We start from the raw sequence: 26011 nt of genomic DNA on the forward strand, positions 1-26011 counted from the left end.
TTGTCACCTTCTACACGACGAGGTATATATTTATGCCAGTTATTCATCTAGTGGATGATGACACCGATGTGACTGACGCTTGCCAGTTCTTACTTGAAACGCTGGGCTATACCGTCACTGTTTGGAATGACAGTGAACAGTTTATTCAACATGCTCCCCTTCACCAAGAAGGCGTAGTTTTACTTGATATGCGGATGCCAAAGCTAGATGGCAGGCAAGTCCACCAATTTTTACGCGAACAACATAGCACTTTAGCCGTGATCTTTTTATCCGGTCACGGTGATATCCCTATGGCGGTTGAGCAAGTGAAGCTCGGTGCGGTTGATTTTCTACAAAAACCCATAGATAGCCAGCAATTGGCGAAAACACTTGAACAAGCCCAATTACATACGACTAAAGCGACCAAAAACTATTTACATAAGCAGCGTTATGACACGCTGACGCCTCGAGAAAAAGAGATTTGTCACTATGTACTCCAAGGCCTGATTAACCGAGAAATCGCAGAAGCTGCCTGTGTTTCCGTGCGTACTGTTGAAGTACATCGCTCCCGCGTGATGGAGAAAATGGCAGTGAGAAACATCGCTGAGTTGATGAGCATTATGCAGTCAGTGAATTCATTAAAAGAATAATTTGATATAATTAGCTTCAATTAAGCCTAATTAATAAAGTTAACCATACAAACTAAAAATAATCGGAAACTAATGATACCAACTCCCACTTTTGAAAAACGCCTACTTCATCCACGTTACTGGTTAACATGGATGGGTATTTTCTTCCTTTATCTCCTTGTTTTATTACCTTATCCCGTTATTTATTGGCTAGGGACTCGCCTAGGATTATTTTCTAAGCGTTTTTTAAAAAAACGGGTACAAATTGCAGATCGCAATCTGCAACTGTGCTTTCCACAAATGAGCCAACAAGAAAGGCAGCGCTATATTGATAAAAACTTCGAATCTGTCGGGATGGGGTTATTTGAAACGGGTATAGCATGGTTTTGGCCTGATTGGCGGATTAAGCGTTGGGTCAAAGTTGAAGGTCGTGAAAATATGTTAGCGGCCCAAAAAACAGGGCGCGGTATCATTGTGCTTGGCGTACATTTTCTCACCTTGGAAGTGGGTGCCCGTGCATTTGGTATGTTAAACCCGGGTATTGGCGTGTACCGAGCTAATGATAATAAACTCATTGATTGGTTACAAACACGAGGTCGCCTGCGTTCTAACAAATATATGCTAGATCGTAAGGATGTCAAAGGGATGGTTAAAGCCCTCAAAGAAGGCGAGATTTTATGGTATGCCCCTGATCACGATTATGGTCCACGTAATAGCACCTTTGCACCGTTATTTGCCGTTGAAAAAGCGGCAACAACTAATGGTTCTCACATTTTACTTCGCTTAGCAAACCCCCTCGTCGTGCCATTTACCCCTCGCCGTTTGCCAAATGGTAAGGGGTATGAATTGGTTATTCAGCCTGCGGTAGATAGCTTTCCAGTTGAAGATAATGTGGCGACCGCAACGATGATGAACCAAGTGATTGAAAAGGAAATTTTACGCGCTCCTGAGCAATATATGTGGCTACATCGCCGTTTTAAAACACGCCCTGAAGGCGAAGTGTCGTTATATGGTGATTTAGATAAAATTCACCATTGATGTTTATATGATGGAAAATACACCTCAATCCCGCCTCATTTTCCCTAAATAGTCAGCACTACAGCTAGGCGGCGAAATGAGGCCATCCCAAGGAGCGTACATAAGTACGTAACTTGGGTGATGAATTGCAGCCAACGCTGTAGAGTTGAATATGACGGGAAAACCATGACAACAAAAACAGAGTATTGGAAAAAAAACCTATACATCGTCTGGTTCGGCTGTTTCTTAACGGGCGCAGCCTTTAGCTTGATCATGCCTTTTCTCCCACTGTATATTGAAGAACTCGGTGTTAAAGACCACGCTTCCTTGAACTTATGGACTGGGGCGGTTTTTAGCATTACTTTCCTATTTTCTGCTATTGCCGCCCCATTTTGGGGACGATTATCCGACCGTAAGGGTCGTAAATTAATGTTGCTTCGCTCCGCCCTCGGCATGGCGATAGTGATGGTTTTGATTGGCTTTGCACAAAATATCTGGCAGTTACTGATACTCAGAGCCTTACTCGGCTTGCTTGGTGGCTTTGTTCCCAATGCCAATGCATTAATCGCTACACAAGTCCCCGTGAAAAAAAGCGGCTGGGCGATGGGGGTTTTAGCGACAGGCGCTGTCAGCGGCGCACTGATTGGCCCGTTAATCGGTGGTTTTCTGGCAGATCAATATGGGTTACGCCCCGTATTTTTTATTACGGCAACCGTCCTATTTATTTGCTTTTTCGTCACACTCTTATATGTTCGCGAGCGCTTTACTCCGGTTTCCCGCAAAGATGCCTTATCGAGTAAAGAAGTTTTTTCTTCCTTACGTAATAAAAATTTGGTGATCAGTCTGTTTTTCACCACCATGATTATTCAAGCGGCAATGGGCTCCATTAATCCGGTGATCACCCTTTACGTTCGAGAATTATCAGATTCCTTAGAAAATTTAGCATTTGTCAGTGGTGTTATTGCGTCGATTCCTGGTATTGCCGCTTTAATTAGTGCACCAATGCTGGGTAAATTGAGTGATCGTATTGGTCCTGATAAAGTGTTATTGGCTGTGTTAGGCACTTCAATATTTGTGTTATTTCCGATGGGGCTCGTCAGTAGCTACTGGGAATTGGGCTTTCTACGCTTTTTATTAGGAGCACTGAATTCTGCTTTACTACCTGCGGTTCAAACGCTGATTATTTATAATATTTCACACCAAGTGACAGGACGTATTTTCAGTTATAACCAAGCCCTTCGTGATGTAGGTAATGTGACAGGACCATTAATGGGATCGTTTGTGGCGGCAACCTATGGATTTAGGGCGGTATTTTTCTTTACCGCTGCCCTTGTCCTTTTTAACCTTATCTATTCTTGGCTTATCATTCGACGTCAGTCTGATGGTTTGCGGGCATCTCCCTCTGAATAATAATTAACCTGATAGTTTTTAACCAAAAACCTGATGCTTTATAAGCTTTATTGTTTTTTTAACGAAAAAACAAAATTTAAAATGTATAACTAACTGTTTAATAACAATTTAATCGATTCAAAATTCTTTCTTTTATTGTCAATCAAAATCCTGTATCTTCCCCTACCTTATCGTGAAAAGTGAGAGTTATATCGACTTTTCACCTTAAAACAGCGCCTTTTACAATAAATTCATTCTGTTTATAGGCGATTCTATAATAATGTATGTTAAAAATATGTTTCCGAACTGAAGTTAACATATCAAATAATAATTGACACTCAGGCGCTCGGCTTGGTGTTTTATATCATGCACAACCTCTCAAGAGATGATTTATGGGAGTTCACAGATGAATAATTCTGCGACTAAAACAAAAACTTTTTTCGGGCATCCATACCCGCTAAGTTCACTTTTTCTCACTGAAATGTGGGAAAGGTTCTCTTTCTATGGCGTTCGCCCCCTGCTTATCCTATTTATGAGTGCCGCATTGCTACAAGGTGGCATGGAACTGCCTATTGAACAAGCTTCTGCTATCGTTGGGATCTTTGCTGGTGGCGTTTATATCACTTCGCTACCGGGTGGTTGGTTAGCCGATAACTGGTTGGGGCAACGTAGAGCAGTTTGGTACGGTTCATTGATCATTGCATTTGGCCACTTATCCATTGCCATGTCTGCATTCTTATCTAATACTTTCTTTTTTGTCGGTCTATTACTGATCGTACTGGGAACAGGCTTGTTTAAAACCTGTATCACAGTGATGGTCGGTACGCTGTATAAGAAAGAAGACACTCGTCGTGATGGAGGGTTCTCGTTATTTTATATGGGGATCAACATGGGCTCATTTATTGCTCCCTTAATCATTGGCCCATTACACGAAAAATACGGCTGGCATTTAGGCTTTGGCCTCGGTGGTTTAGGAATGTTAGTGGCTCTGTTAATCTTCCGCTTTTATGCTATTCCGCAAATGCGCCGTTATGACAAAGAAGTTGGCTTAGATTCCACATGGAATCACCCGACAGTTCAGCGTAAAAATGTCGGTAAATGGGTCACTTTTGCGATGGTATTGCTAGCGCTATTGGTTATCTTAATTGATAACGGCATAATCCCATTCAATGCATCAATGATTGCTAAGAGCTCCGCCTATGTCATTTCAAGCTGTGTGGGCATCTACTTCCTGTTTATGTTCTTTTTTGCAGGATTAAATCGCAGTGAGCGCTCACGTTTACTCGCCTGTTTGATTTTACTGGTTGCCGCCGCTTTCTTCTGGTCTGCTTTTGAACAGAAACCAACCTCGTTTAACATTTTCGCTCGTGATTACACCGATCGCCAAATGGGGAGTTTTGAAATCCCAACCATCTGGTTCCAATCGATTAATGCCCTATTCATTATTCTGTTAGCACCTGTGTTCAGTTGGTTCTGGCCATCCCTTGCGAAACGCAACATGAACCCAAGCAGCATGACAAAATTTGTGATTGGTATTTTATTTGCTGCTGGCGGTTTCGCGATCATGATGGTTGCAGCTAACCAAGTATTAGCGACTCAAAGTGGCGTATCACCGTTCTGGCTAGTTGGCAGTATTTTACTATTAACCTTAGGTGAACTGTGCTTAAGCCCGATTGGTTTAGCGACAATGACCTTGTTAGCACCACAAAAAATGCGTGGTCAAGTCATGGGGCTGTGGTTCTGTGCAAGTGCGCTAGGTAATCTAGCTGCGGGTATAATGGGAGGGAACATCCGTAAAGATCAATTGGATTCCATGCCTGAATTATTCTCGCACGTCTCAATCGCGTTAGTTATCTGCGCAGTGGTATTGGCTGCGCTGATTATTCCTGTAAGAAATATGCTGAAAAATGCGGATAAAAACGAAGCAAAAGCGTAATTATCCTCACTAACTTTAACGGCTCAATAGCCTATTTTTATTGAGCCGTTTTTCTTTTCTGCCCCTCATTTTCATTTTTTGTTTTTTTAAATCGAATTATACTGCCCCCTTACTCCCCTATGCCGGAATGTTAAATATGCCTCTTTCTTTGCCCATTTATTATGTGGATGCCTTTACAGAAACCGTATTTCAAGGTAACCCTGCTGCCATAGTATTATTGGATGATTGGCTGCCAGACGACTTGCTGATTGCCATCGCCGCTGAGATTAATTTATCAGAAACGGCGTTTTTAGTGGGGCACCATATCCGTTGGTTTACCCCTAAAATGGAAGTCGCCTTATGCGGTCATGCTACCTTAGCCACAGCACATGTGCTTCACAATGTGTTACAGCAATCCGATCAACTCTTCACCTTTCAATCACTTTCAGGAGAATTAGTCGTGACCTGCCATAAGCACGGGTTAACTCTGGATTTTCCAATTCTTGACGCCATTCTCAGTTCACCAAACCAATACCCTGAACTCGCGGGAATTTTGGGCGTGGATATTACTGAGATTTGGATCGCCAAAGACCGCTACCTGTGTTTTTTAGACAATCAACAACAAATCGAAAATTGCCAACCAGATATGCAACGCCTTGCACAGCTTCCACTACCAGGCCTCACAATTACAGCACAAAGTGCTGAAGGTGATTGTGACTTCGTCTCACGCTATTTTGCCCCCGCTAAAGGTGTGAATGAAGATCCTGTTACGGGTACCTCACACTGTGCCATTGCCCCAATTTGGGCAAAACGATTACAAAAAACAGCATTAGTCGGAAAACAGCTCTCGAAACGTGGCGGTATGATCCACTGTGAACTCGATGGCAACAGAATTAAGCTAACTGGTAAAGCAACCTTATTTCTTACGGGAAGCATTCTCATTAATCAATAAGATATATAACTTCATCCATAGAGTTCATATTTCAATCAATACCCACAATATCATTAATGACATTAAATGATATTCGGAATGTGATAAGTATGACTCTTCCCTCCCTTTTGTGTTCCTTATCTCAGTTCAAGCAATAACCCTCTTAACATCTACCTAAAAAATTTAAATTAACATTAAAATAATTTACAATTATAATTATATCTAAAAATATAATTACAATTATAAGCATTACTTATTAACGCTTTGATTAACTGTTAAAAACTCATTCAATATAAGGAACTCTATACATGGCTATTACTAGAAGAAAATTTCTTATTGGCGGTGCCGTTGTCGCTGTGGCCGCCGGTGCTGGAATTTTAACGCCAATGCTAACGCGTGAAGGTCGCTTTGTCCCTGGTAAGCCAAGACATGGCTTCGTTGCTGGGACTGAAGGAGCTCTTCCACAACAAGCGGACGTCGTTGTTATTGGTGCTGGAATTTTAGGGATTATGACTGCCATCGAACTAGTTGGTCGTGGCTTAGACGTTGTCATCGTAGAAAAAGGGAATATTGCTGGTGAACAATCTTCCCGATTCTACGGCCAAGTGATCACCTACAAAATGCCAGAGGAAACCTTCTTACTGCACCACCTTGGAAAACACCGCTGGAGAGAAATGAACGCCAAAGTAGGCGCTGACACTAGCTACCGTACACAAGGTCGCGTGGAAGTTCCGCTGGATGAAGAAGATTTAGTCAACGTAAGAGAGTGGATTGCCACCACCAGCAAAAATGTGGGTTCCGATATCCCATTCAAAACCCGTATCATTGAAGGAGAAGAGTTAAATCAACGCCTAAAAGGTGCGCAATCTAAATGGACTATCGCTGGTTTCGAAGAAGATTCTGGCAGTTTAGATGCTGAAATTGCCACTTTCGTGATGGCAGAGTACGCCAAAAAACTGGGTATCAAAATTTATACCAACTGCGCAGCTAGAGGGTTAGAAACACAAGGTGGCGCTATTTCCGATGTTGTCACTGAAAAAGGGGCTATCAAAACCTCTCGCGTGGTTGTTGCTGGGGGCGTTTGGTCTCGCCTATTTATGCAGAATTTAGGGGTAGATGTGCCAACATTACCCGCTTACCAGTCCCAACAGTTGATCACAGGTTCGCCAACTGCACCTGGGGGTAATGTGGCATTACCGGGTAATATTTTCTTCCGTGAACAAGCCGATGGGACATATGCGACTTCACCACGTGTTATTGTTGCGCCAGTGGTAAAAGATTCCTTTGTTTACGGTTATAAATATATCCCATTACTCTCTATGCCTGACTTTCCCGTACATATTTCATTAAATGAGCAGCTAATTAACTCATTCACTGAGCCAACCAGTTGGAAACTGGATGAAGTTTCACCATTTGAAAAATACCGAAATATGACCGCATTACCTGATCTGCCAGAGCTAAATGCATCATTTGAGAAATTAAAAACCGAATTCCCTGCGTTTAAAGACTCAAAACTGATTGATCAATGGAGTGGTGCAATGGCCATCGCACCGGATGAGCACCCAATTATTTCTCAAGTTAATGAATACCCTGGTCTGGTTATTAATACCGCTACGGGTTGGGGCATGACAGAAAGCCCAGTATCGTCTGAATTAACGGCCGATTTGCTCTTAGGCAAAGAACCACTGCTGAATGTCAAACCATTTAGCCTGTATAGATTCAGCTGATTTTTCTATCCACTGCGCTCACAAAAACCCTCCAATCAGGAGGGTTGAGGTTGTTGACAAAGCGGGAAAAAGCGTGGTTTTTCCCACTTTGTGTTATCGGGCGAAAATCAACATATTGATTTTCCTTGTTTATTTTCAATAACCTATCCAACCTGCCACCAAACATGTTAGTTTGTCAGCAGTCTGAACCCTCCAATCAGGAGGGTTTTCCTTGCTTGTTATTCATCAATCCTTTAGCATTCACGACTTAAATCAAATGGAGTGATTATGAAAAAATTATTATTAGGAATGATGATTTCGTTAGTGAGTTTCGGCGTAATGGCCCAGAAACAATACACGATAGAACAAGTTGAAAATATGATTGCTTCTGGGAAAAAACCTCAAATTGCAACGCCGATATTAGATGGTACGATAGCGAAAGAGGATTTTGATACCTGTAAATCTGGCTTAAAGGAATGGTTAGATGGCGTTGAAAATTACCCGATTACTATCGAACAAGACGTTGATGGGAAAGATTTTTCTGCCACTATTTGGGCGGAATCCAAAGCCTTTTTGGTATCTTGTGTAAAAAGTGGTGATAATGCAAAAGCCATTCGCATGAGTGCTGAGTATTTAGACAACTAACTCTCTAATTTTATTCATATTAATCCACATTTTATCAATGTGGATTAATACCATTTTGTCATCACCATAGCAAAATGTGCGCTATTACCAATAACCATCCCGACTGGAACGATTCACTTCTCATTTATTGCTGTAATTATTTATGATGAGTATTACACTTAGCTTTAACATTATTAATACACAAGTAATAACTGTAAGGCCAAACCATGAGTTCCATCGCTGATGATGTCATCGCACAAAAAATTGAACAATCCATTTCGCGCGTTTCTAAAGTCGTCTTCCCTACTACAACTAACCACCATAGCACCTTATTTGGTGGTACTGCTTTAGCATGGATGGATGAGGTCTCTTTTATCACTGCAACGCGCTTTAGCCGAAAACGTTTAGTGACCGTATCCACAGAAAAAATTAATTTTACCCACCCAATCCCGTCAGGCACGATTGTCGAACTCGTGGGGAAAGTGATCAGAGTGGGTCGAACAAGCTTAACGGTCAATGTCTCCATTTTTTTAGAGGATATGTATTCAGAAGGTCGCGAAGAAGTTATCCATGGGCAGTTTAACTTTGTAGCAATCGATGATAACGGAAAACCAACACCATTATTTGGCGAGTAGTATTTAAAAAATTTTAAAACAACCACCTTTTTGGTGTAAATAAAGTGTGGAGCGCTTTTTTATTCACACTTTATTTTATCTAAACAGCTTTCATTACTTATTTCTTTATTGTGTAAGCCCCCAAACCTTAGCAATAAATCTATTTTTCATTTGAATTTTGCGTATTTTTGGCATAATTCACCAAACGTGATTATAACAATAAACCAATTTTCATATGTTATTTATAAAATACATATAAATACAACCATCATAATTAGAAACACTTGATAAGAAAAATAAAAAAACATTAATACCTTGTTACAACAATCACATAGGAAATTTCACTTTCAGACTAAACCTCCTCACCAAAAAGGGGAATTACGAATAAATATTGTAATTTATTAATTATGGACGTACAGTATTTCACTGTACCAATTACCCTAAAGAGGTGTAAAGCCTTAGCAAAAATAGTTATTAATTCAAACGCTAAATCACCGTAATGGCATTATACCTATGCTTAAAGCCGTTAGGCAGGTACAATACTTAATGTGCAAAAATTAATTTTATGGCCTATAAATAATAGTAATAAACATTGATAACATAAGAAATACAACCATGCTTAGAATTCTTTCACTTATTTTTGTCTTTATTTTTTCTATCAACCTCAGTATTGCTGCGGTTCCCAAAGAAACTATCAAACGCATTGAGCAAGAAGCGCAAAAAGGCGATATTAAAGCTCAAGTGATGCTTGGAATAGGCTATTATCTGGGCAATGAGCTGAAACAAGACTATGGTAAAGCCAAAAAATGGCTTACGATGGCCGCCAACAAAGGTAACTCTGATGCTCAACTATTTTTAGGGGATATGTACCTAAATGGTAACGGTGTGGAGCAAAACCTCGAAACTGCCATGGAGTTATTTGAAAAATCAGCGAATAAAGGAAATGTTGAGGCGCAAAATTATATGGGGCAGTTTTATTACCAAGGCATTGGTGTGAAACAAAACTATATTACTGCGTTTGAATGGTTCAAAAAATCCGCAGATAAAAAATTTCCTCCCGCGCAATACCAGCTTGGAAAAATGCTTGAAAGCGGTGAAGGAACAGAAATCGATGATAAAGCCGCAGCGGATTACTTCGCGCAAGCCTGTAAAGCAGGCATCAAAGAAGCTTGTCCAAAGAAATAATATTCCCTCCCCCTACTCCATTGTTGATATGACGGGTATTTTCAAAACTGAAAAATGCCCGTCTAGTCATTTATTCTTTACTAAATATCCGATTGCGACTATCTGCTGATAACCTATTCCTAACCCATCGGCAGCTATCTAATATTAACAATCAATATCAAAATGTATGATAATGTTCTAAACTTATAATATAAAAGAAAAAAGGAGAAATTATGTACAATACAATTTTAGTTCCGATCGACGTAACCGAAGATGCACTAACCAATATGTTAGTTCCACATGTTAATTCTTTGCAAAAATTGAATAATGCAAATGTTCATTTCCTTGCTGTCGCCGCACCTATTTCTAATTACCTACGTTATGGTGGCACCATCCTACCAGGCGATTTTCCTGACAATGAAAAACAGGCGGAAATTATTCTTGAAGAGCTAAAAGAGAAAATTAAATTGTTCTCTATCCCTGCCGATAAAATTCATGTGAAAGCGAGTGTCGGTTCGGTTAAAGATGAAATTTTAGCCTCTGCTGAGGACATTAATGCCGATATAATCTTACTGGGTTCACGTCGCCCGAGTATGACAACCTATTTATTAGGTTCAAATGCGGCCTCCGTTGTACGTTATGCGAAAACCAGTGTATTAGTTGTGAGATAAGCTAACCTATTTGCAATTAGTAGTGGTCTTATCTTATTTTACTAATGAAACGTTTGAGCTTAATGATTGTTACAAAAAACAATAAAGCCATACACATTATAAGACTATTTCATACAGAATTGCGGTAGATTAGATACTCATAAACATTTTCGTGACTTTCACGCCCTGCTTTTATCGCAGGGTTTTTTTCATCTTTTTACTGGCTATTTTTTAGCCTAAAGCGTTTAAACAACACACCATCAAAATCGACTATCGCTTCTTCAACAAATCCATAGCGTCGTAATGCTGCCAACTTGCTCCTAGTTAATGGTAAATGAATGGTAAGGGAATCCACGTTCAATGTCTTAAATGCTTCTTGGATCATTTGTTTCGCAATCCGCTGACCTTTTCCCCAAAAATCTGGATGCAGAACAAGCGCTAAATCAGCATCCCCCTTTTCGTTTTGTACCCCTCCCCAACCGGCAAAGCTTCCGTCAATAACAAACGCCCAAACACCATAGCCGTATTGTTGCCAGTGCTGTTCTTTACCCGCAATCCAATTTTTGCAATAAACTTCATCAAATTGTGTATCACCAAGGGGCATATGTTTCAAAACCAACGGGTGAGTATTCAGGGCGATAATGTCTGTGGTCGATATTTGATATAATCTTAAAAATTGAATAGGCATATTAAAACTCAATAAAATATGATGAAGGAATTGTAGGTAGATGCTGTTAAATTTCAACAAAAAAAGCCCATTTAACGTTACCGTCAATGGGCCTGAAAAATGGCAATTAAATACTTATTGTTGTAGCGCTTTTTCCATCACTTTTTGGAAATCTTCCCATGAGCAATAGCCGTTTTTATCAATTGGGCAACCTTTTAGCTCTAAAGTGACATGTTTGGGTGGTGTCTCAAGGGATAAGTAGGCATTATCCCTTAGTTGATCTGCCGTTTGATAAACATATTCCACTTTCATGAAATCTTTCTTTGCCTGTTTGTCTGTCCAACGCTGGAATACCAGTTTTCCACCAATCGGTGTGTGCTCATACTGTTGCGCTAACTGATATGGTTTAAAATCCATCGCTGACATTAATGAGGCAATATTGGAATCATGCCCCACTAAAAAAATAAATTTGGCGCTCTCTCCTTTATCTACTGAAACAAAACCTTTATCAATATAATTGAGAATTGGATGAGCCACGTTTTTAGCGATAATTTTTGGTGTAAATAAAGTTTCTTGATACGCATTTTTTAGCGTATTTAATTTCTGCCATTTTTCTGGGGAATCCACCAGCCCCCATGCAACTTGATCAGCGGGAAAACCTTCATAATATTGCAGGTCGATAGCATCTACTGCGGAGTTGGCGATTTTTAATGGGCCACTGACACCCGGCTCCTTATTCGCTTCAATAATAAAGCTGTTTTTTTCGCTATCTAAATTACACAATTTATCTGTTTTGCATTTTTGAGAATCTTTAATATTCAACACCGTATCAAGCTCTTCATACCCCGCTTTTAGTGATAAACCATTAAGATACTCATCCATTGCCGCGAGGGCTTTTTGTTTAAACTCAGGGGAATCGTTGGTAATAATGGGGTTAAATACGGGATCCATTTTACCAATTTCAGGCTGATGATGAATATTCACTTTACAGCCAGGGAATGCCCCCGCCGCAAAAAATTGAGCAGTCGCGATCGTTCTTTGTAAGCTATTGGTATACAAATATATATCTTCATTGCTGGTTGGACACAACTCATCAGCAAGTAACTTATTTTGATCAATCCATTCTCTAAAATAATGCCCCATATACACTTCTAGCGCCCCACCTTTCGTCGTGAGATAACCGCTTTTTGCATCCCATGCAGGCCATTTTTTATCAGTCACTTCGGTCAGAATACCGGTATTAACAATCGGTGTTCGTAAATTGTGGCGGCTAAGGACTAAAACTTGGTCTAAGACCATATCACCTTGAGTGTCTGTACTTGCCATGGTTGGTGCGATCGGTGCGAACAATGCCGCAGATAAACATAGTGTTAACACTTTATATTTCATTAAGATACCCCTACCGAAAATGGAAAAGTGAAAAGACGTATACCGCCTCAATATTTGACTTATCTAATAATGACGAAGCTGACTTTTTTTTCTGAGATTAATATCTCAAAACTAACCTTAACTAAAACTAAAAACATCGATTGACATTACAAGGTGGCAATTTAAGATTGCAGCACTGTTTTTAGGAGACAATATAATGATAGTTCAAACCGCCACTCGTGCACATGACGATGAAATAATTCGCGTTTGGGAAGCATCTGTAAGAGCTACCCACGATTTTTTATCTGATGAAAAAATTGACGAACTTAAAGTGGCCATCAAGCAACTTTATTTGCCAAATTTAGCAGTTTTTGTCGCCTTTGATGACACAGGGAAAATGGTGGGTTTCCTTGGTTGTGCTGAAAATCGCCTTGAAATGCTATTTATCGCCCCAGAAAACCGCGGACAAGGTACAGGGAAAAAACTCCTCCAATATGCCATTGAGCAATTGGGTGTCACTGAACTTGATGTCAATGAACAAAACCCACAAGCCGTAGGTTTTTATCAACATATGGGTTTTGTTCAATACGGACGTTCTGAATTGGATGGTGAAGGAAACCCATTCCCTCTCTTGCATATGCGTTTAAGCACAGAACAATAACCGTGAACATTATTGAGATAGAAACCCCGCGATTGCGCCTTCGTGGGTGGCAAGCAGAAGATAACGACGCTTTTTATGCGCTAAATAGTGCTCCTAACGTGATGCGCTATTTTCCTGCCACATTGGATCAACAGCAAAGCCAACAATTTTTAGATACCATCATCAATAAATTTACCCAACAAGGTGGTTGGGGCTTATGGGCTGTAGATTTAAAAGATACCAAAGCATTCATTGGCTTTATTGGTTTAAATATCCCTGCCACTAACCTACCTTTTTCCCCTTGCGTTGAAATTGGCTGGCGCTTGCTTCCTGACTATTGGCACCAAGGCTTTGCCTCTGAAGGAGCTAACGCCGTTATCCAGTTGGCTTTTACACAATTAAAACTGAAAGAGATAGTCGCATTTACTGCCGTGCCCAATATTCCATCGGAATCAGTGATGAAGCGCATTGGAATGATAAAACAACCTAATACCTTTTATCACCCTGCACTCCCTGACGGTCATTGGTTACAAGAGCATGTGCTATATCGCATTAAAGCGAGTGACTATTTATAAACAAATATCAATCCACTGTGCATTTGTCAGTTCAGCCATACGGTTTGGTGAAATACGCACTGCACTATTTACTGATCCTGCTGCGGGAAGCACCTCCGTATATTGTTGCAACGATACATCACAATAAACCCTAAGCTCATGCGGTATACCAAATGGGCATACACCGCCAACGGGATGGCTTGTCCACGCCACCACTTCATCAGCACGTAGCATTCTTGCCTTAGAGCCTAATGCTTGTTTGACCTTTTGGTTATCGAGTCGCGCTTCCCCAGCGCAAACCACCAGAACAACCTCATTTTTCACTTTTAGTGACAATGTCTTGGCAATTTGATTGGGTTCAACATTATGGACAATCGCTGCCTGTTCAACGGTTGCCGTCGGACTATCGGTTTCAATAATTTGAATATCAGGGGCATGTTGTAAAAAATACGCTCTAACAGATTCAATACTCATTTTTTTCTCGTTATCGTTGTTTGCAAGTTAATTTTATTGCGTCATCTTTACCATTATATAGTTTGTAGGTGATGGCATTACATTTTCCTATCAACTAAAAATTTTATACGTGTTCACCCACAAAACGTTCGCTAATCATACGTAACTTTAGTATAAGCTGCATTAAGCACGGACGCTCACACTTATTCGAGTGATATATTCCTCTAACTACAACCCCTATCTCCAGAGTCTTATCCAACTAATCAGTACACTTAGTTCTATCATTTTTTGCATTAAGTAGGGATTAACCAACAAAAAATAATCATAATTTCACCATAACCTGTTAATAAGAAAGAAGGTTGCAATGATAGCAAAATAATAGGTGTTATTTGCATATTTGAACCTTTCCTATTCGTGATTCAACGGCGCAAATTAGCCAATATTTACTGTATGCTTTAATTATTTCTCTTAATAAGCCAACTAAATTAAAGCATACCAAAACCTAAACAAATAACTCGGCACGTAATCGCGTCTCTTGCTGATTACGTGGTACGTTTTAGTTGATCACTTGTATCTTGACGTTTTGGATGATTAACTATCACCAAGCTCTAAAATCAATGAAGATGTTTGACCACATAATGTTTAACATTGATATGTGGATTATCCCCTGATTTTACTTTCTCTAATACTACCTGGTATCCGTGCACTTAGTTATTCTGCATCAGAACATCGTATTTTCTAACCAATCTTTACCGATGAATTACCAATTAACACGCCACCACAGCTGACAGCATTCCCCGTTCGAGCTGCGGCCTTACCATCGACTTTTACTGTTGATAAACCTGTAATCACTTGGGTTGGGCCATGTTTTCCATGGCCTGTATCAGAGTCACCAATAAGAATAATTGTTGGCATAATGGTACCTGACTATATGACTGGAATGAATTTTCCATTTACTAAGGAAAAAATTGGGGAATGAACTCCAATAATTTTTCTATTTGCATCGTTAAAATAGCTATATGAAATAGGTGAGTAATCAAAATCTTCTTTATAAACCAACTTTACCATTTTCCCATCATTCATCACTAAAGGAACAAAATTATCCCAAGTAATTGGGATCATTGCGAATGCCTTCTGATTAAAATCAGTTGCTATTTCACGTGATTCGAATTGTTCGTCAATCGTTCCTCCTGTTGTTTCCGCCCAAGTTTTTAGTGAAGGAGCCAATATGTGTTTTATTTTCGATAAATCTTTTTGATTAAATGCAGTCCAGAGTTCTAAATATGCGGCTTGTAACAGTTTGCGTTGTTCTGGGGTATCTTGGTACCTTTCAGCGTTCACCCATTCCCATTCTGGTAATCCCGTTACACTTATCTTTTTATTAAATTGGAATACAGTCATATCATGAGGATATTCATTTGTTCGAATATTCTGGCGTATTCTATTCTGATGCACTTTTTCTGTATTGGGGGCTTTAATCACTTTTTTTTCTACTTGCCTATCCAGAGCATCACCTTGATACGCTTCTGGCTCACCTTTTTCATTAATTTTAACCAGTAGCGTTGTTAATGGAATAATCTCACCATTATCTGTTATTTTATTGATCGTAATTTCACATTTTGCATTCGGATTAAATTGATTGAGTTTATCTTTTGGTACCTCTTTAGTTGAAAACCAATTTGGTGATGCCATCTCAATGCTAATAGTATTCTCACCATTACGCATCATTATCATCGAGTTTGTGCTCGTCGTACCAAAGCCTAATCCGCCACTCACAAGCCCTGAACGATTATTCGTTCCACTTACCCCATTGGTTTTAACATCACAAAATGCGTATTTCATATCGACAGAAGTGCGAATAAGAAAGTCATTATCATCGGCATAACTTATAGGGATATTTCCTAACATTAAGATTGTCGTCATACACAGTAAGTTGCTTAGTTTCATTATTAACCTTTTTCAAAAGTATTTTTTATAGCCGCGCCTGCTATGGATGTCGGTACCGCATTGACTGCTGAAGTAAGTTTGGCTAGTTCCGGTCGTTGTCTTTCAGGTACTTTTCTAACTTGCCCCGCTAAATTAAAACAGGAAATATCACATTATTGTCACCTTGCTACCCTCCCATCGTTGATAACCACCGTTTTTGGCAATTACTATCCCATTACAGTGCTAATGCCCCAATGGTAATGTCGTTAAAAAGCGTAAAACACTTAATTGCTGATTATATTCTCTATCGAAATACTGATAGGCAAATGACACGAAGATGTGAGCGATTATTGTCAGGACTCATTGAGCTAAAAACATATTTATATGACCATAGATTAAAAGGGAAACCCTACCGATGTTTATCTCTATCTCTACTACTTGATAATGCTCAATATAAAAGTGAAGGTGAAACCTTTGTATTTACCACTCACCTCTATCACTTTTTTCCATTTTGCCTATCCGAAAATATGTTATTAGAGATAACTGTGACACTGAATGACGAGAAAAAACAATGTGGCATTTATCCCCTGCCCCTTAAAAGGACACAAATCGATGTTTTAATTATTCCTCTTAATAAGCCAACTAATTAAAGCATACCAAAACCTAAACAAATAACTCGGCACGCAATCGCGTCTCTTGCTGATTACGTGGTACGTTTTAGTTGATCACTTGTATCTTGACGTTTTGGATGATTAACTATCACCAAGCTCTAAAATCAATGAAGATGCTTGACCACATAATGTTTAACATTGATATGTGGATTATCTCCTGATTTTACTTTCTCTAATACTAGATGGTATCCGTGCGCTTAGTTATTCTGCATCAGAACATCGTATTTCCTAACCAATCTTTACCGATGAATTACCAATTAACACGCCACCACAGCTGACAGCATCCCCCATTCGAGCTGCGGCCTTACCATCAATAAATACACGACTTGAACCACCAACGATGGTTCTTGGATGTCCGCCGTGAGGCGCTAAAGCATCCCCTTGCCGAGCAACTGCCTTACCATCGACTTTTACCGTTGATGAACCTGTAATCACTTGGGTTGGGCCATGTCTTCCATGGCCTGTATCGGAATCACCAATAAGAATAATTGTTGGCATAATGGTACCTGACTATATGACTGGAATGAATTTTCCATTTACTAAGGAAAATATAGGAGAATAAAATCCGACAAACGTTCTATTGGTAGTACTATTAATATGACTATATGATATAGGTGAGTAATCAAAATCTTCTTTATAAACTAACCTCACCATTTTTCCATCATTCATAATTAAAGGCTCAAAGTTATCCCAATTAAGCGGGATCATTGTAAATTCTTTTTGCTTAAATTTTTCTGCGAATTCACGAGATTCAAATTGTTCATGAATTGTCCCTCCCGTTGTTTCTGCCCAAGTTTTTAGTGAAGGAGCCAATATGTGTTTTATTTTTGATAAATCTTTTTGATTAAATGCAGTCCAGAGTTCTAAATATGCGGCTTGTAACAGTTTGCGTTGTTCTGGGGTATCTTGGTACCTTTCAGCGTTCACCCATTCCCATTCTGGTAACCCCGCCATACTTATTTTTTTATTAAATTGGAATACAGTCATATCGCGTGGGTATTTATTTGGCCGAATATTTTGTCGTATTTTATTCTGATGCACTTTTTCTGTATTCGGGGCTTTAATCACTTTTTTTTCTACTTGCCTGTCCAGAGCATCACCTTGATACGCTTCTGGCTCACCTTTTTCATTAATTTTAACTAGTAAGGTTGTTAATGGAATAATCTCGCCATTATCCGTTATTTTATTGACCGTAATCTCACATTTTGCATTCGGATTAAATTGATTGATCTTATCTTTTGGTACCTCTTTAGTTGAAAACCAATTTGGTGATGCCATCTCAATGCTAATAGTATTCTCACCATTACGCATCATTATCATCGAGTTTGTGCTCGTCGTACCAAAGCCTAATCCGCCACTCACAAGCCCTGAGCGATTATTCGTTCCACTTACCCCATTGGTTTTAACATCACAAAATGCGTATTTCATATCGACAGAAGTGCGAATAAGAAAGTCATTATCATCGGCATAACTTATAGGGATATTTCCTAACATTAAGATTGTCGTCATACACAGTAAGTTGCTTAGTTTCATCATTAACCTTTTTCAAAAGTATTTTTTATAGCCGCGCCTGCTATGGATGTCGGTACGGCATTGACTGCTGAAGTAAGCGTGGCTAGTTCTGGCCGTTGTCTTTCAGGTACTTTTCTAGCTTGCCCTGTTAAATTAAAACGAATATCCGACTCGGTAAGTACTAGGGGGATCTGCAAACTGATAAATAGTCCATTCAGCTTCAAGAGGTGCACCTTCATAAACGGCATCATCATCTCCTCCTAAAATAGAAACATCCGCCGTAAATTGAAATTTCAGCACAATGCCATCATGGCAAAGTACTAAGTCTATTCCATCATCATGGGCATCTAAAGCAAGCGCGCCTTTTGTTTCGAATCGTAGATGAAATTCAAAACACGCCTCTAAAAAAAGGACATTGGCTTTGATATAAGCACCCGCATCTGCTTCAAAGCCTACCTCAAACTTATTATCGCCATCAATTGCAAACTCTTGTTGCTTGTCGGGAGTTTGAGCCATCCCCACAAAACAGTGAACAGCAAAAGAAAAAGTAATATCAATACCCGCACTGAATTTATCTTTACCTTTTTTCCTTTCTTCTAGCGCTTCACGTAACTTACTTATACCACTGCTTAAGGCTTTCCCGCCATAAAGCGCAAGTACCTGCAAAACATTAATTTTAAATGACCCGCCCCAAAAAGGCTTCCCTTCTAATGCGCAAACTAATCGAGCTGAATCACGCTGAGTCACATTTTCCATAAAGAAGGTTAATCCAATCTCGATATCTGAAAAATCAAAAGAGAAAATAGGATATTTATCGGCGAATGGGGTCAACTTGCCTTTTTGCTGATATAACAATTTTGTTTCGATATCATTAATAATTTGACTGACTTTCAATATGCCCGACAAGTCATCAAATGAGTGAAAGGTACTTTAATCGAACCCGGAGGACAGCGTTTAAAGACAATATTTGATTCAAATCGTCGTCAGTCAGTACGATGGATACATTTATCCATTTTGAGGATTATTTTTTGACCTTTTTTAGCTGTAAAAATCAGTTGCAAAGATAAACAGAATAAAAAAGCCACCACATATTCAATTCCCTATGTGGTGGCTTGATATTATTCGTTTATTCAGGAAAAGTTATTCTTTACTTTCCGCTTCCCCTTTGGCTTCTTTCGCTTCTACCTCACGATACCAACGCGGGTGATGTTTCTTCGCCCAGCGACGGCTGACTTTGCCTTCGATCATGCCTTTAATCGAGCCTTTAACCCAAAATGCCATGTACATATGGATTAAGATTGCATGAATTAAAATAATTGCAGCGGTTGCATGGATCAGCAGACTCCAGCGGATCATCCACATTGGGAACATATCAGCAAAGTAAGGACGCCAAATGATAATCCCAGTCACTAAGAGTACAAAAATCATACTCATAATGCTCCAGAACATCATTTTTTGACCTGCATTATATTTGCCCACATCCGCCACTTCGTGCTCGTTGCCTTTAAGGACTTCCACAATATTTTTGATCCAAGGTAAATCTTTTTTATCTGGAATATTATGTTTCACAAAGCGAACAAACATGAACATCAGCACGACGAAAATCAACACGCCAAAGAACGGGTGAAGAATACGTCCCATTTGTGGCGTACCAAAAGTTTCCGTCAACCATTTCAGTGTTGGGAAAAACAGTGCAATACCTGACAACGCTACCAAGAAGAAGCTGATGACCACAGTCCAGTGGCAAGCACGGTCAATAAATTTTGTCCGTACAATCATTTTGCTTTTTTTACTCATGGTTATCGCCCTCCTCCTCATCACTCACTTCTTTGTTCGGTCCAATTCCCACATAATGGAAAATTAACCCCGCAAAGGTTGCAATAAAGCCAATTGCAGAAAGTGGTTTCAGGACGCCTTTCCATAAACTAATTGGGGTATCAATTTGTGGATCTTTAGGTAGCCCGTGATAAAGCTGAGGTTTGTCAGCATGATGAAGCACATAAACCACGTGTGTTCCACCCACACCTTCAGGGTCGTAAATACCAGCTTGAGCATAACCGCGATTTTTCAGTTTCGTCACGCGCTCAGCACCGTACTCCAACATCTCTTTTTTAGTACCAAAACGAATTGCGCCTGTTGGGCAAGTTTTCACGCAGGCAGGTTCTTGACCGACACTGACCCTATCAACACATAGCGTACATTTATACACACGATTATCTTTCGGATTTAATCGAGGAATATTAAATGGGCACCCGGCAATACAGTAACCACAACCAATACAGTGCTCTGATTGAAAATCCACAATACCATTAGCGTACTGAATGATCGCACCCGCAGATGGGCAGGATTTTAAACAGCCCGGATCGGTACAGTGCATACAACCATCTTTACGGATCAGCCACTCTAGCTTACCCATTTCAGTAGTTTCGCTAAAACGCATCACCGTCCACGATTTTGCGCTTAAGTCCGTTGGGTTATCATAAACCCCAACGCAATGCCCGGCTTCGTCACGGATATCATTCCACTCAGAACACGCCACCTGACAAGCTTTACAGCCGATACAAGATGACACATCAATAAGCTTACACACTTCCAGCTTATCATCACGCACTTGCGGCGGAGGCGTAATGCTATTGGTCGCGGAACGTTTAATAATGTCTTGAGATTGCATGGACATGTTCCCTCCCTTACGCCTTCTCAATGTTAACTAAGAATGCCTTATACTCAGGAGTCTGAGAGTTAGCATCGCCCACCGATGGCGTTAACGTATTGGTAATGAAACCTTTTTGCGTTGCGCCTTCAAAGCCCCAGTGAATTGGTAGTCCTACCGTTTCAATCGGCTTACCATCAACCATCAGGGTTTGTAATCGTGGTGTTACCACTGCAACCGCTTTGATAAAGCCACGTTTACTACTGACTTTGACTTTATCTCCCAGCGCAATGCCCTTGGCTTTTGCTAAGGTTTCGCTGATTTCCACAAATTGCTCTGGCTGAGCAATGGCGTTTAAACGCGCGTGTTTTGTCCACGTATGGAAGTGCTCCGTTAAACGGTAAGTCGTTCCTACATAAGGGAAATCTTTATGATCGCCAAGACGTTTTTTGTCTTCATCAAAAATTCGCGCAGCAGGGTTAGATACCACATTTGGATGTAATGGGTTGGTGCCTAATGGTGTTTCAAACGGTTCATAATGCTCAGGGAATGGCCCTTCTGCCATCTTATCGATAGCAAATAAACGACCTAAACCTTCAGGTTGCATAATAAATGGACCTGTTCCTACTTCTGGCGCGGAGGCGTTAAAGTCAGGAATGTCATTACCGACCCATTTTTTACCGTTCCATTCGATCAGTACACGGTCTTTGTTCCAAGGTTTACCCTTGGTATCACAGGATGCTCGGTTATAAATCACTCGGCGGTTCAAAGGCCATGCCCATGCCCAACCTAATGTATTCCCGATACCGGATGGATCGCTGTTATCGCGGTTCGCCATCTGGTTACCTTTTTCAGTCCAGCAACCCGTATAAATCCAGCAAGACGAAGCCGTTGTACCATCATCACGCAGCAACGCAAAAGAGCTGAGTAATTCACCTTTTTTCGCTTGAAGATTACCATCCGCATCGTAGAGATCGGCCAGTGCGATACCGTTATTCTCTTTCGCCACTTCTTCAGATTCAGGGTGGAATTGCTGTTTGTAATTCCATTTCATCTGCATCAGTGGTTCTTGGCCTTGACCGCCTTCTTTTTCATACAGTTCGCGGATTTTATATAAAATACCCGTTAATATTTGACCGTCATTTCGCGCCTCACCGGGTGCATCAGCGGCTTGCCAGTGCCATTGCAACCAACGACCTGAATTAGCGATTGAACCGTCTTCTTCAGCAAAACACGTAGATGGGAGCCGGAATACTTCGGTTTGAATCGAAGCGGTATCCACATCATTCATCTCACCGTGATTTTGCCAAAAATTCGCGGTTTCTGTGACCAGTGGGTCAACAACCACTAAATATTTCAGCTTGCTCAAGCAGCTAACCACTTTATTTTTGTCTGGGAAAGAGGCTACGGGGTTAAAACCTTGGCAGATATAACCGGTTACTTCGTTACGGCTCATCATGTCAAAGTACTTCATCACATCATAAGCTTGATCCCACTTAGGTAACCAATCGAAACCCCACTGATTTTCTGCTTGCGCAGAATCACCGTAGAACGATTTCATCAAACTGACGAAAAATTTCGGGTAATTACTCCAATAGTTTACCTGATTTGGCAATGTCGCTTTTGGCGTATTCGCCGCCAGATAATTATCTATTGTGACGTGTTTTTCTGACGGTAGAGTCAGGTAACCAGGCAAGCTCGTGGATAACAGACCTAAGTCCGTCAAACCTTGTATATTGGAGTGACCACGTAATGCGTTAACACCACCACCGGCCACGCCCATATTACCAAGCAGTAATTGGATCATCGCCATGGTACGAATGTTTTGCGCACCAACCGTATGTTGTGTCCAGCCTAATGCATACAGGAATGTCCCTGCTTTATCCGAGGCACTGGTGGTTGCGAGGATCTCACACACTTTTAGGAAATCGGCTTGAGATGTACCACAAATTTTTTCAACCATCTCAGGCGTATAGCGTGAAACATGTTTACGCAGTAAATTCCACACACAACGAGGGTTTTGTAATGTGTCATCCCGCAATGCATGGCCATTTTCATCAAATTTATAGTTCCAGCTGGTTTTGTCGTAACTACGTTTATCAGCGTTATAACCACTAAATAGGCCATCTTCAAAGTCAAAATCATCTCTGACAATTAATGCCGCATTGGTGTAGTTCTGAACATATTCCGCATTGATTTTATTGTTTTCAATCAGATACAGTAAAACGCCCGATAAGAAAGTAATATCGGTACCCGAACGAATTGGCACATAATGATCTGCGACTGATGCGGTACGCGTAAAGCGAGGATCGATAACAATCAGTGTTGCATCATTATTATTTTTTGCTTCAAGCGCCCAGCGGAACCCAACAGGGTGAGCTTCCGCAGCGTTACCCCCCATTACGACGATAACATCCGCATTTTTAATATCAACCCAGTGGTTGGTCATCGCACCGCGACCAAATGTTGGAGCAAGACTTGCTACCGTTGGTCCGTGTCAGACACGCGCTTGGTTATCAACCGCCAGCATACCTAGCGATCGTGCGAATTTTTGAGTCAACATTCCCGTTTCGTTACTAGCAGCGGATGCACATAACATCCCTGTTGATAACCAACGGTTTACCGTCGTTCCTTGTTCATTTTTTTCAATGAAGTTTGCATCGCGGTCATCTTTCATTAATCGCGCAATACGCGTGAAAGCATCGTCCCAACTAATGCGTTCCCACTTATCGGAGCCTGGTGCTCTGTATTCAGGGTAACGTAAACGATTTTCACTGTGGATGTAATCCAGTAGGCCAGCCCCTTTTGGACATAACGCCCCACGGTTCACAGGATGGTCGGAGTCTCCTTCAACATGGAAGATCGCCGATTTGGCGTTCATAGCGCCATCGCCCATACTATATATTAATAATCCACAACCGACAGAACAGTAAGTACAAGTATTACGCGTCTCTTTGGAGCGTAGTAATTTATATTCACGTACATTAGCTATTGCCATTCCAGGCATAAAACCTAACGCAGCTACAGTTGTACCTGCCATCCCGCCAGCACAGATTTTAAAAAACTTTCTGCGACTAACGTTCATTGCTACCTCTTTATATTTTTTGTATAAATCGGTGAGAGAATAGCAGCCTAATATGATTAGATATTGCCTAAAATCAATTAAAGTGAAAATAAAAGTTTAATTAATATTAACTGAGTAGTTAAACAACAATTAAATTTACCCCCTATAGAGTATTTATTGTTAAATTGATTTGAATCAATTGTTACATTCTGAAAAATCAGCAATTTTTGACGTTTAAAAAAATAACAATTTAAGATAAAAATATAAAAATTTAACATTTAAGATAGGGTGAAATATATTTATTATCTAAAAAACAGCTCTCAAATATCACCAAAAACAATATACCCATAAACTTTTTTTACATTCTAAAAAATAAGATAATTAAGCAAAATACTCTTATCTTTTACTTTCATATTTTAGTTTAATTTACCGTAACCAACATTAATGATATTCATCTGGAAATGGGTAAAACAAATGAGGAAAATCACCGCTTAGACAGCAAAAATTAGGCGTAGCTAACATCGCGATATCACATAAAAACGTCTAAACACACACAAAAATATATAACTGTTTCTATAACCTACCATAAACGCTGATGAACCTTCTGCCCCATTCACGATAGTGGTATCGCATAAGAAAAGACCACCATTAACCTAATAAAACCATAACAACTTCACTATATTACCTTGCATTCTTTTACTTTTAAATTATTATACACTGTATAATTAAATGCAGAGGTATTACAGTGATCACGGGACACGTATTTATCGCAACCAGCTTAGACGGCTATATTGCACGCAAAAATGGCGATATTGAATGGCTTTTACAGCTAGATCTGCCTGATGAAAATCATGGCTATGATAGCTTCATCAATAATATTGATGTGATCATCATGGGACGAGGGACATTTGAAACGGTTTGTGACTTTACACCTTGGCCCTATCAACGACCCGTAGTCGTCCTTTCATCAACCCTCGCCGCACATACTGTTCCCGAACATCTCGTTGGCAAGGTGCGCTTTTCCAATCATGAACCCGAAAAAGTGATGGCGATGTTGGCAGCGCAGGGATATAAACGTGTTTACATTGATGGCGGGCAAGTCATTCAGTCCTTTTTAAAACGCGGGCTGATCCATGATCTTATCATTACACAAATTCCTATTTTATTAGGTGAAGGTCGCCCACTATTTGGTCCTGTGCCACAGGATATTTCACTCAAGCATTTGAATACAAAAAGTTTTCAATCCGGATTCATCCAATCTCATTACGAGATCATAAAATGATAAAGCGCAAACCTGGAAGACCTAAAGCACAGCAAAACAGCATTTCACCTGAAAATATTATTGCAAAAGCGATAGCAATATTAGATGAAAAAGGTATTGAGCAATTATCTATGCGGTTAATTGCGAAGGAAATGGCCATCACACCGATGGCTCTTTACCATTATTTTGCCGATAAAAATGCACTAATTAAAGCCATTGGTAATACCCTTTATCACGATATTCATGTATCTGATATAACGGGCATCCAGCCCAAAATAGAAAACCTTTTACTTCGCTATCGTGAAAAGGTGATCTATTACCCACAAATCACCTTAGCTATTTTTAGTGCTCCCTCATTGTTTCCCGAGCACGCCACTCGTATAACCGAAGAGTTAATCCATTTATTAAATAAGCTAGGGCTAACCAAAAACCAAGCAACTCAGTGGGCTCATATTTTGGTTGACTACACCCATGGTGAAGCTTTAGCGTCATCAAACTTACATCATAATGAGAGAAATATTGATAAGCCATCCAGCGAAAATTATATCAACGCATTAAAAATGCTCTTAAACAATGCAGTAAGTAGCCTTCAACCATAATTCTCGCTAACATTCTGAGGCTAAATTT

The 26011-nt window shown here is 40.1% G+C and carries 26 protein-coding genes; 15 read left to right on the plus strand and 11 right to left on the minus strand.

The features are described from left to right. The first annotated feature begins 32 nt into the window (after positions 1 to 32). From ttrR to AB6N04_RS09720, 10 genes are all read left to right on the plus strand, one after another. A complete protein-coding gene (ttrR, locus tag AB6N04_RS09675; protein ID WP_369311822.1) occupies positions 33 to 629 on the plus strand; it encodes a tetrathionate respiration response regulator TtrR in 597 nt (198 codons plus the stop codon). Positions 630 to 701: 72 nt separating this feature from the next. Next, positions 702 to 1646 (plus strand): Kdo(2)-lipid IV(A) acyltransferase, encoded by a 945-nt coding sequence (locus AB6N04_RS09680; protein ID WP_369311824.1) that lies wholly within the window; start codon positions 702 to 704, stop codon positions 1644 to 1646. Between the two features lie 165 nt (positions 1647 to 1811). Continuing rightward, the gene (gene mdtG / locus AB6N04_RS09685) at positions 1812 to 3035 is read left to right on the plus strand and encodes a multidrug efflux MFS transporter MdtG (RefSeq protein WP_369311826.1); all 1224 of its coding nucleotides are present in this window, start codon (positions 1812 to 1814) and stop codon (positions 3033 to 3035) included. A 385-nt stretch (positions 3036 to 3420) separates the two neighbouring features. Next, on the plus strand, positions 3421 to 4950 hold the full coding sequence (locus tag AB6N04_RS09690; protein ID WP_369311828.1) for a peptide MFS transporter: 1530 nt from the start codon (positions 3421 to 3423) through the stop codon (positions 4948 to 4950). 136 nt (positions 4951 to 5086) lie between these two features. Beyond that, entirely contained in the window at positions 5087 to 5881 is a 795-nt protein-coding gene (locus tag AB6N04_RS09695) for a PhzF family phenazine biosynthesis protein (protein WP_369311830.1), read from the plus strand. A 287-nt stretch (positions 5882 to 6168) separates the two neighbouring features. Next, on the plus strand, positions 6169 to 7587 hold the full coding sequence (locus AB6N04_RS09700) for an NAD(P)/FAD-dependent oxidoreductase (RefSeq protein ID WP_369311832.1): 1419 nt from the start codon (positions 6169 to 6171) through the stop codon (positions 7585 to 7587). Positions 7588 to 7854: 267 nt separating this feature from the next. Then, a complete protein-coding gene (locus AB6N04_RS09705; RefSeq protein WP_369311834.1) occupies positions 7855 to 8211 on the plus strand; it encodes a hypothetical protein in 357 nt (118 codons plus the stop codon). A gap of 206 nt (positions 8212 to 8417) precedes the next feature. Further along, positions 8418 to 8825 (plus strand): acyl-CoA thioesterase, encoded by a 408-nt coding sequence (locus tag AB6N04_RS09710; RefSeq protein WP_042847983.1) that lies wholly within the window; start codon positions 8418 to 8420, stop codon positions 8823 to 8825. Between the two features lie 594 nt (positions 8826 to 9419). Continuing rightward, a complete protein-coding gene (locus AB6N04_RS09715; RefSeq protein ID WP_369311836.1) occupies positions 9420 to 9989 on the plus strand; it encodes a tetratricopeptide repeat protein in 570 nt (189 codons plus the stop codon). Between the two features lie 212 nt (positions 9990 to 10201). Further along, a complete protein-coding gene (locus AB6N04_RS09720) occupies positions 10202 to 10639 on the plus strand; it encodes a universal stress protein (RefSeq protein ID WP_369311838.1) in 438 nt (145 codons plus the stop codon). Positions 10640 to 10835: 196 nt separating this feature from the next. On the opposite strand, the gene AB6N04_RS09725 is transcribed toward AB6N04_RS09720, so the two are convergent. Beyond that, positions 10836 to 11306 (minus strand): GNAT family N-acetyltransferase, encoded by a 471-nt coding sequence (locus tag AB6N04_RS09725; protein ID WP_369311840.1) that lies wholly within the window; start codon positions 11304 to 11306, stop codon positions 10836 to 10838. Between the two features lie 114 nt (positions 11307 to 11420). Beyond that, on the minus strand, positions 11421 to 12674 hold the full coding sequence (agp, locus tag AB6N04_RS09730) for a bifunctional glucose-1-phosphatase/inositol phosphatase (protein ID WP_369311842.1): 1254 nt from the start codon (positions 12672 to 12674) through the stop codon (positions 11421 to 11423). Positions 12675 to 12870: 196 nt separating this feature from the next. Here agp and AB6N04_RS09735 point away from each other — a divergent pair, with 196 nt between their 5' ends. Beyond that, a complete protein-coding gene (locus AB6N04_RS09735; protein ID WP_369311844.1) occupies positions 12871 to 13314 on the plus strand; it encodes an acetyltransferase in 444 nt (147 codons plus the stop codon). Positions 13315 to 13316: 2 nt separating this feature from the next. Continuing rightward, the gene (locus AB6N04_RS09740) at positions 13317 to 13868 is read left to right on the plus strand and encodes a GNAT family N-acetyltransferase (RefSeq protein WP_369311846.1); all 552 of its coding nucleotides are present in this window, start codon (positions 13317 to 13319) and stop codon (positions 13866 to 13868) included. On the opposite strand, the gene AB6N04_RS09745 is transcribed toward AB6N04_RS09740, so the two are convergent. The 3 genes from AB6N04_RS09745 to AB6N04_RS09755 form a co-directional block, all read right to left on the minus strand. Next, entirely contained in the window at positions 13863 to 14321 is a 459-nt protein-coding gene (locus AB6N04_RS09745; protein WP_369311848.1) for a YbaK/EbsC family protein, read from the minus strand. The two genes, AB6N04_RS09740 and AB6N04_RS09745, sit on opposite strands and share 6 nt — an antisense overlap. Before the next feature lie 717 nt (positions 14322 to 15038). After that, a complete protein-coding gene (locus AB6N04_RS09750; protein ID WP_369311850.1) occupies positions 15039 to 15215 on the minus strand; it encodes a PAAR domain-containing protein in 177 nt (58 codons plus the stop codon). A 12-nt stretch (positions 15216 to 15227) separates the two neighbouring features. Continuing rightward, the gene (locus AB6N04_RS09755) at positions 15228 to 16247 is read right to left on the minus strand and encodes a hypothetical protein (RefSeq protein WP_369311852.1); all 1020 of its coding nucleotides are present in this window, start codon (positions 16245 to 16247) and stop codon (positions 15228 to 15230) included. Between the two features lie 155 nt (positions 16248 to 16402). On the opposite strand from AB6N04_RS09755, the gene AB6N04_RS09760 reads away from it, so the two are divergent. Further along, the gene (locus AB6N04_RS09760) at positions 16403 to 16876 is read left to right on the plus strand and encodes a type VI secretion system baseplate subunit TssF (RefSeq protein ID WP_369311854.1); all 474 of its coding nucleotides are present in this window, start codon (positions 16403 to 16405) and stop codon (positions 16874 to 16876) included. Between the two features lie 249 nt (positions 16877 to 17125). Here AB6N04_RS09760 and AB6N04_RS09765 read toward each other — a convergent pair whose 3' ends face one another. From AB6N04_RS09765 to fdnG, 6 genes are all read right to left on the minus strand, one after another. Beyond that, a complete protein-coding gene (locus tag AB6N04_RS09765; protein ID WP_369311856.1) occupies positions 17126 to 17395 on the minus strand; it encodes a PAAR domain-containing protein in 270 nt (89 codons plus the stop codon). A 12-nt stretch (positions 17396 to 17407) separates the two neighbouring features. Next, positions 17408 to 18406: a hypothetical protein gene (locus AB6N04_RS09770; RefSeq protein WP_369311858.1), complete on the minus strand. Its 999-nt coding sequence runs from the start codon at positions 18404 to 18406 to the stop codon at positions 17408 to 17410. Positions 18407 to 18562: 156 nt separating this feature from the next. Beyond that, positions 18563 to 19303, minus strand: coding sequence for a hypothetical protein (locus tag AB6N04_RS09775; RefSeq protein WP_369311860.1), 741 nt, complete (start codon positions 19301 to 19303; stop codon positions 18563 to 18565). Between the two features lie 246 nt (positions 19304 to 19549). Then, on the minus strand, positions 19550 to 20206 hold the full coding sequence (gene fdnI, locus AB6N04_RS09780; RefSeq protein ID WP_369311862.1) for a formate dehydrogenase-N subunit gamma: 657 nt from the start codon (positions 20204 to 20206) through the stop codon (positions 19550 to 19552). Beyond that, positions 20199 to 21086: a formate dehydrogenase subunit beta gene (gene fdxH, locus AB6N04_RS09785; RefSeq protein ID WP_369311864.1), complete on the minus strand. Its 888-nt coding sequence runs from the start codon at positions 21084 to 21086 to the stop codon at positions 20199 to 20201. Before fdxH ends, fdnI begins: the two co-directional genes overlap by 8 nt. 10 nt (positions 21087 to 21096) lie before the next feature. After that, entirely contained in the window at positions 21097 to 24144 is a 3048-nt protein-coding gene (gene fdnG, locus AB6N04_RS09790; RefSeq protein WP_369311866.1) for a formate dehydrogenase-N subunit alpha, read from the minus strand. A 724-nt stretch (positions 24145 to 24868) separates the two neighbouring features. Here fdnG and AB6N04_RS09795 point away from each other — a divergent pair. Both AB6N04_RS09795 and AB6N04_RS09800 read left to right on the plus strand, forming a co-directional pair. Continuing rightward, complete coding sequence (locus AB6N04_RS09795; RefSeq protein ID WP_369311868.1) at positions 24869 to 25405, plus strand: dihydrofolate reductase family protein; 537 nt, start codon at positions 24869 to 24871, stop codon at positions 25403 to 25405. Continuing rightward, on the plus strand, positions 25402 to 25983 hold the full coding sequence (locus tag AB6N04_RS09800; RefSeq protein ID WP_369311870.1) for a TetR/AcrR family transcriptional regulator: 582 nt from the start codon (positions 25402 to 25404) through the stop codon (positions 25981 to 25983). The genes AB6N04_RS09795 and AB6N04_RS09800 overlap by 4 nt, the downstream gene beginning before the upstream one ends. Positions 25984 to 26011 lie beyond the last annotated feature (28 nt).

This window comes from Providencia rettgeri (assembly GCF_041075285.1).
GTDB classification, from domain to species: Bacteria; Pseudomonadota; Gammaproteobacteria; order Enterobacterales; family Enterobacteriaceae; genus Providencia; species Providencia rettgeri_G.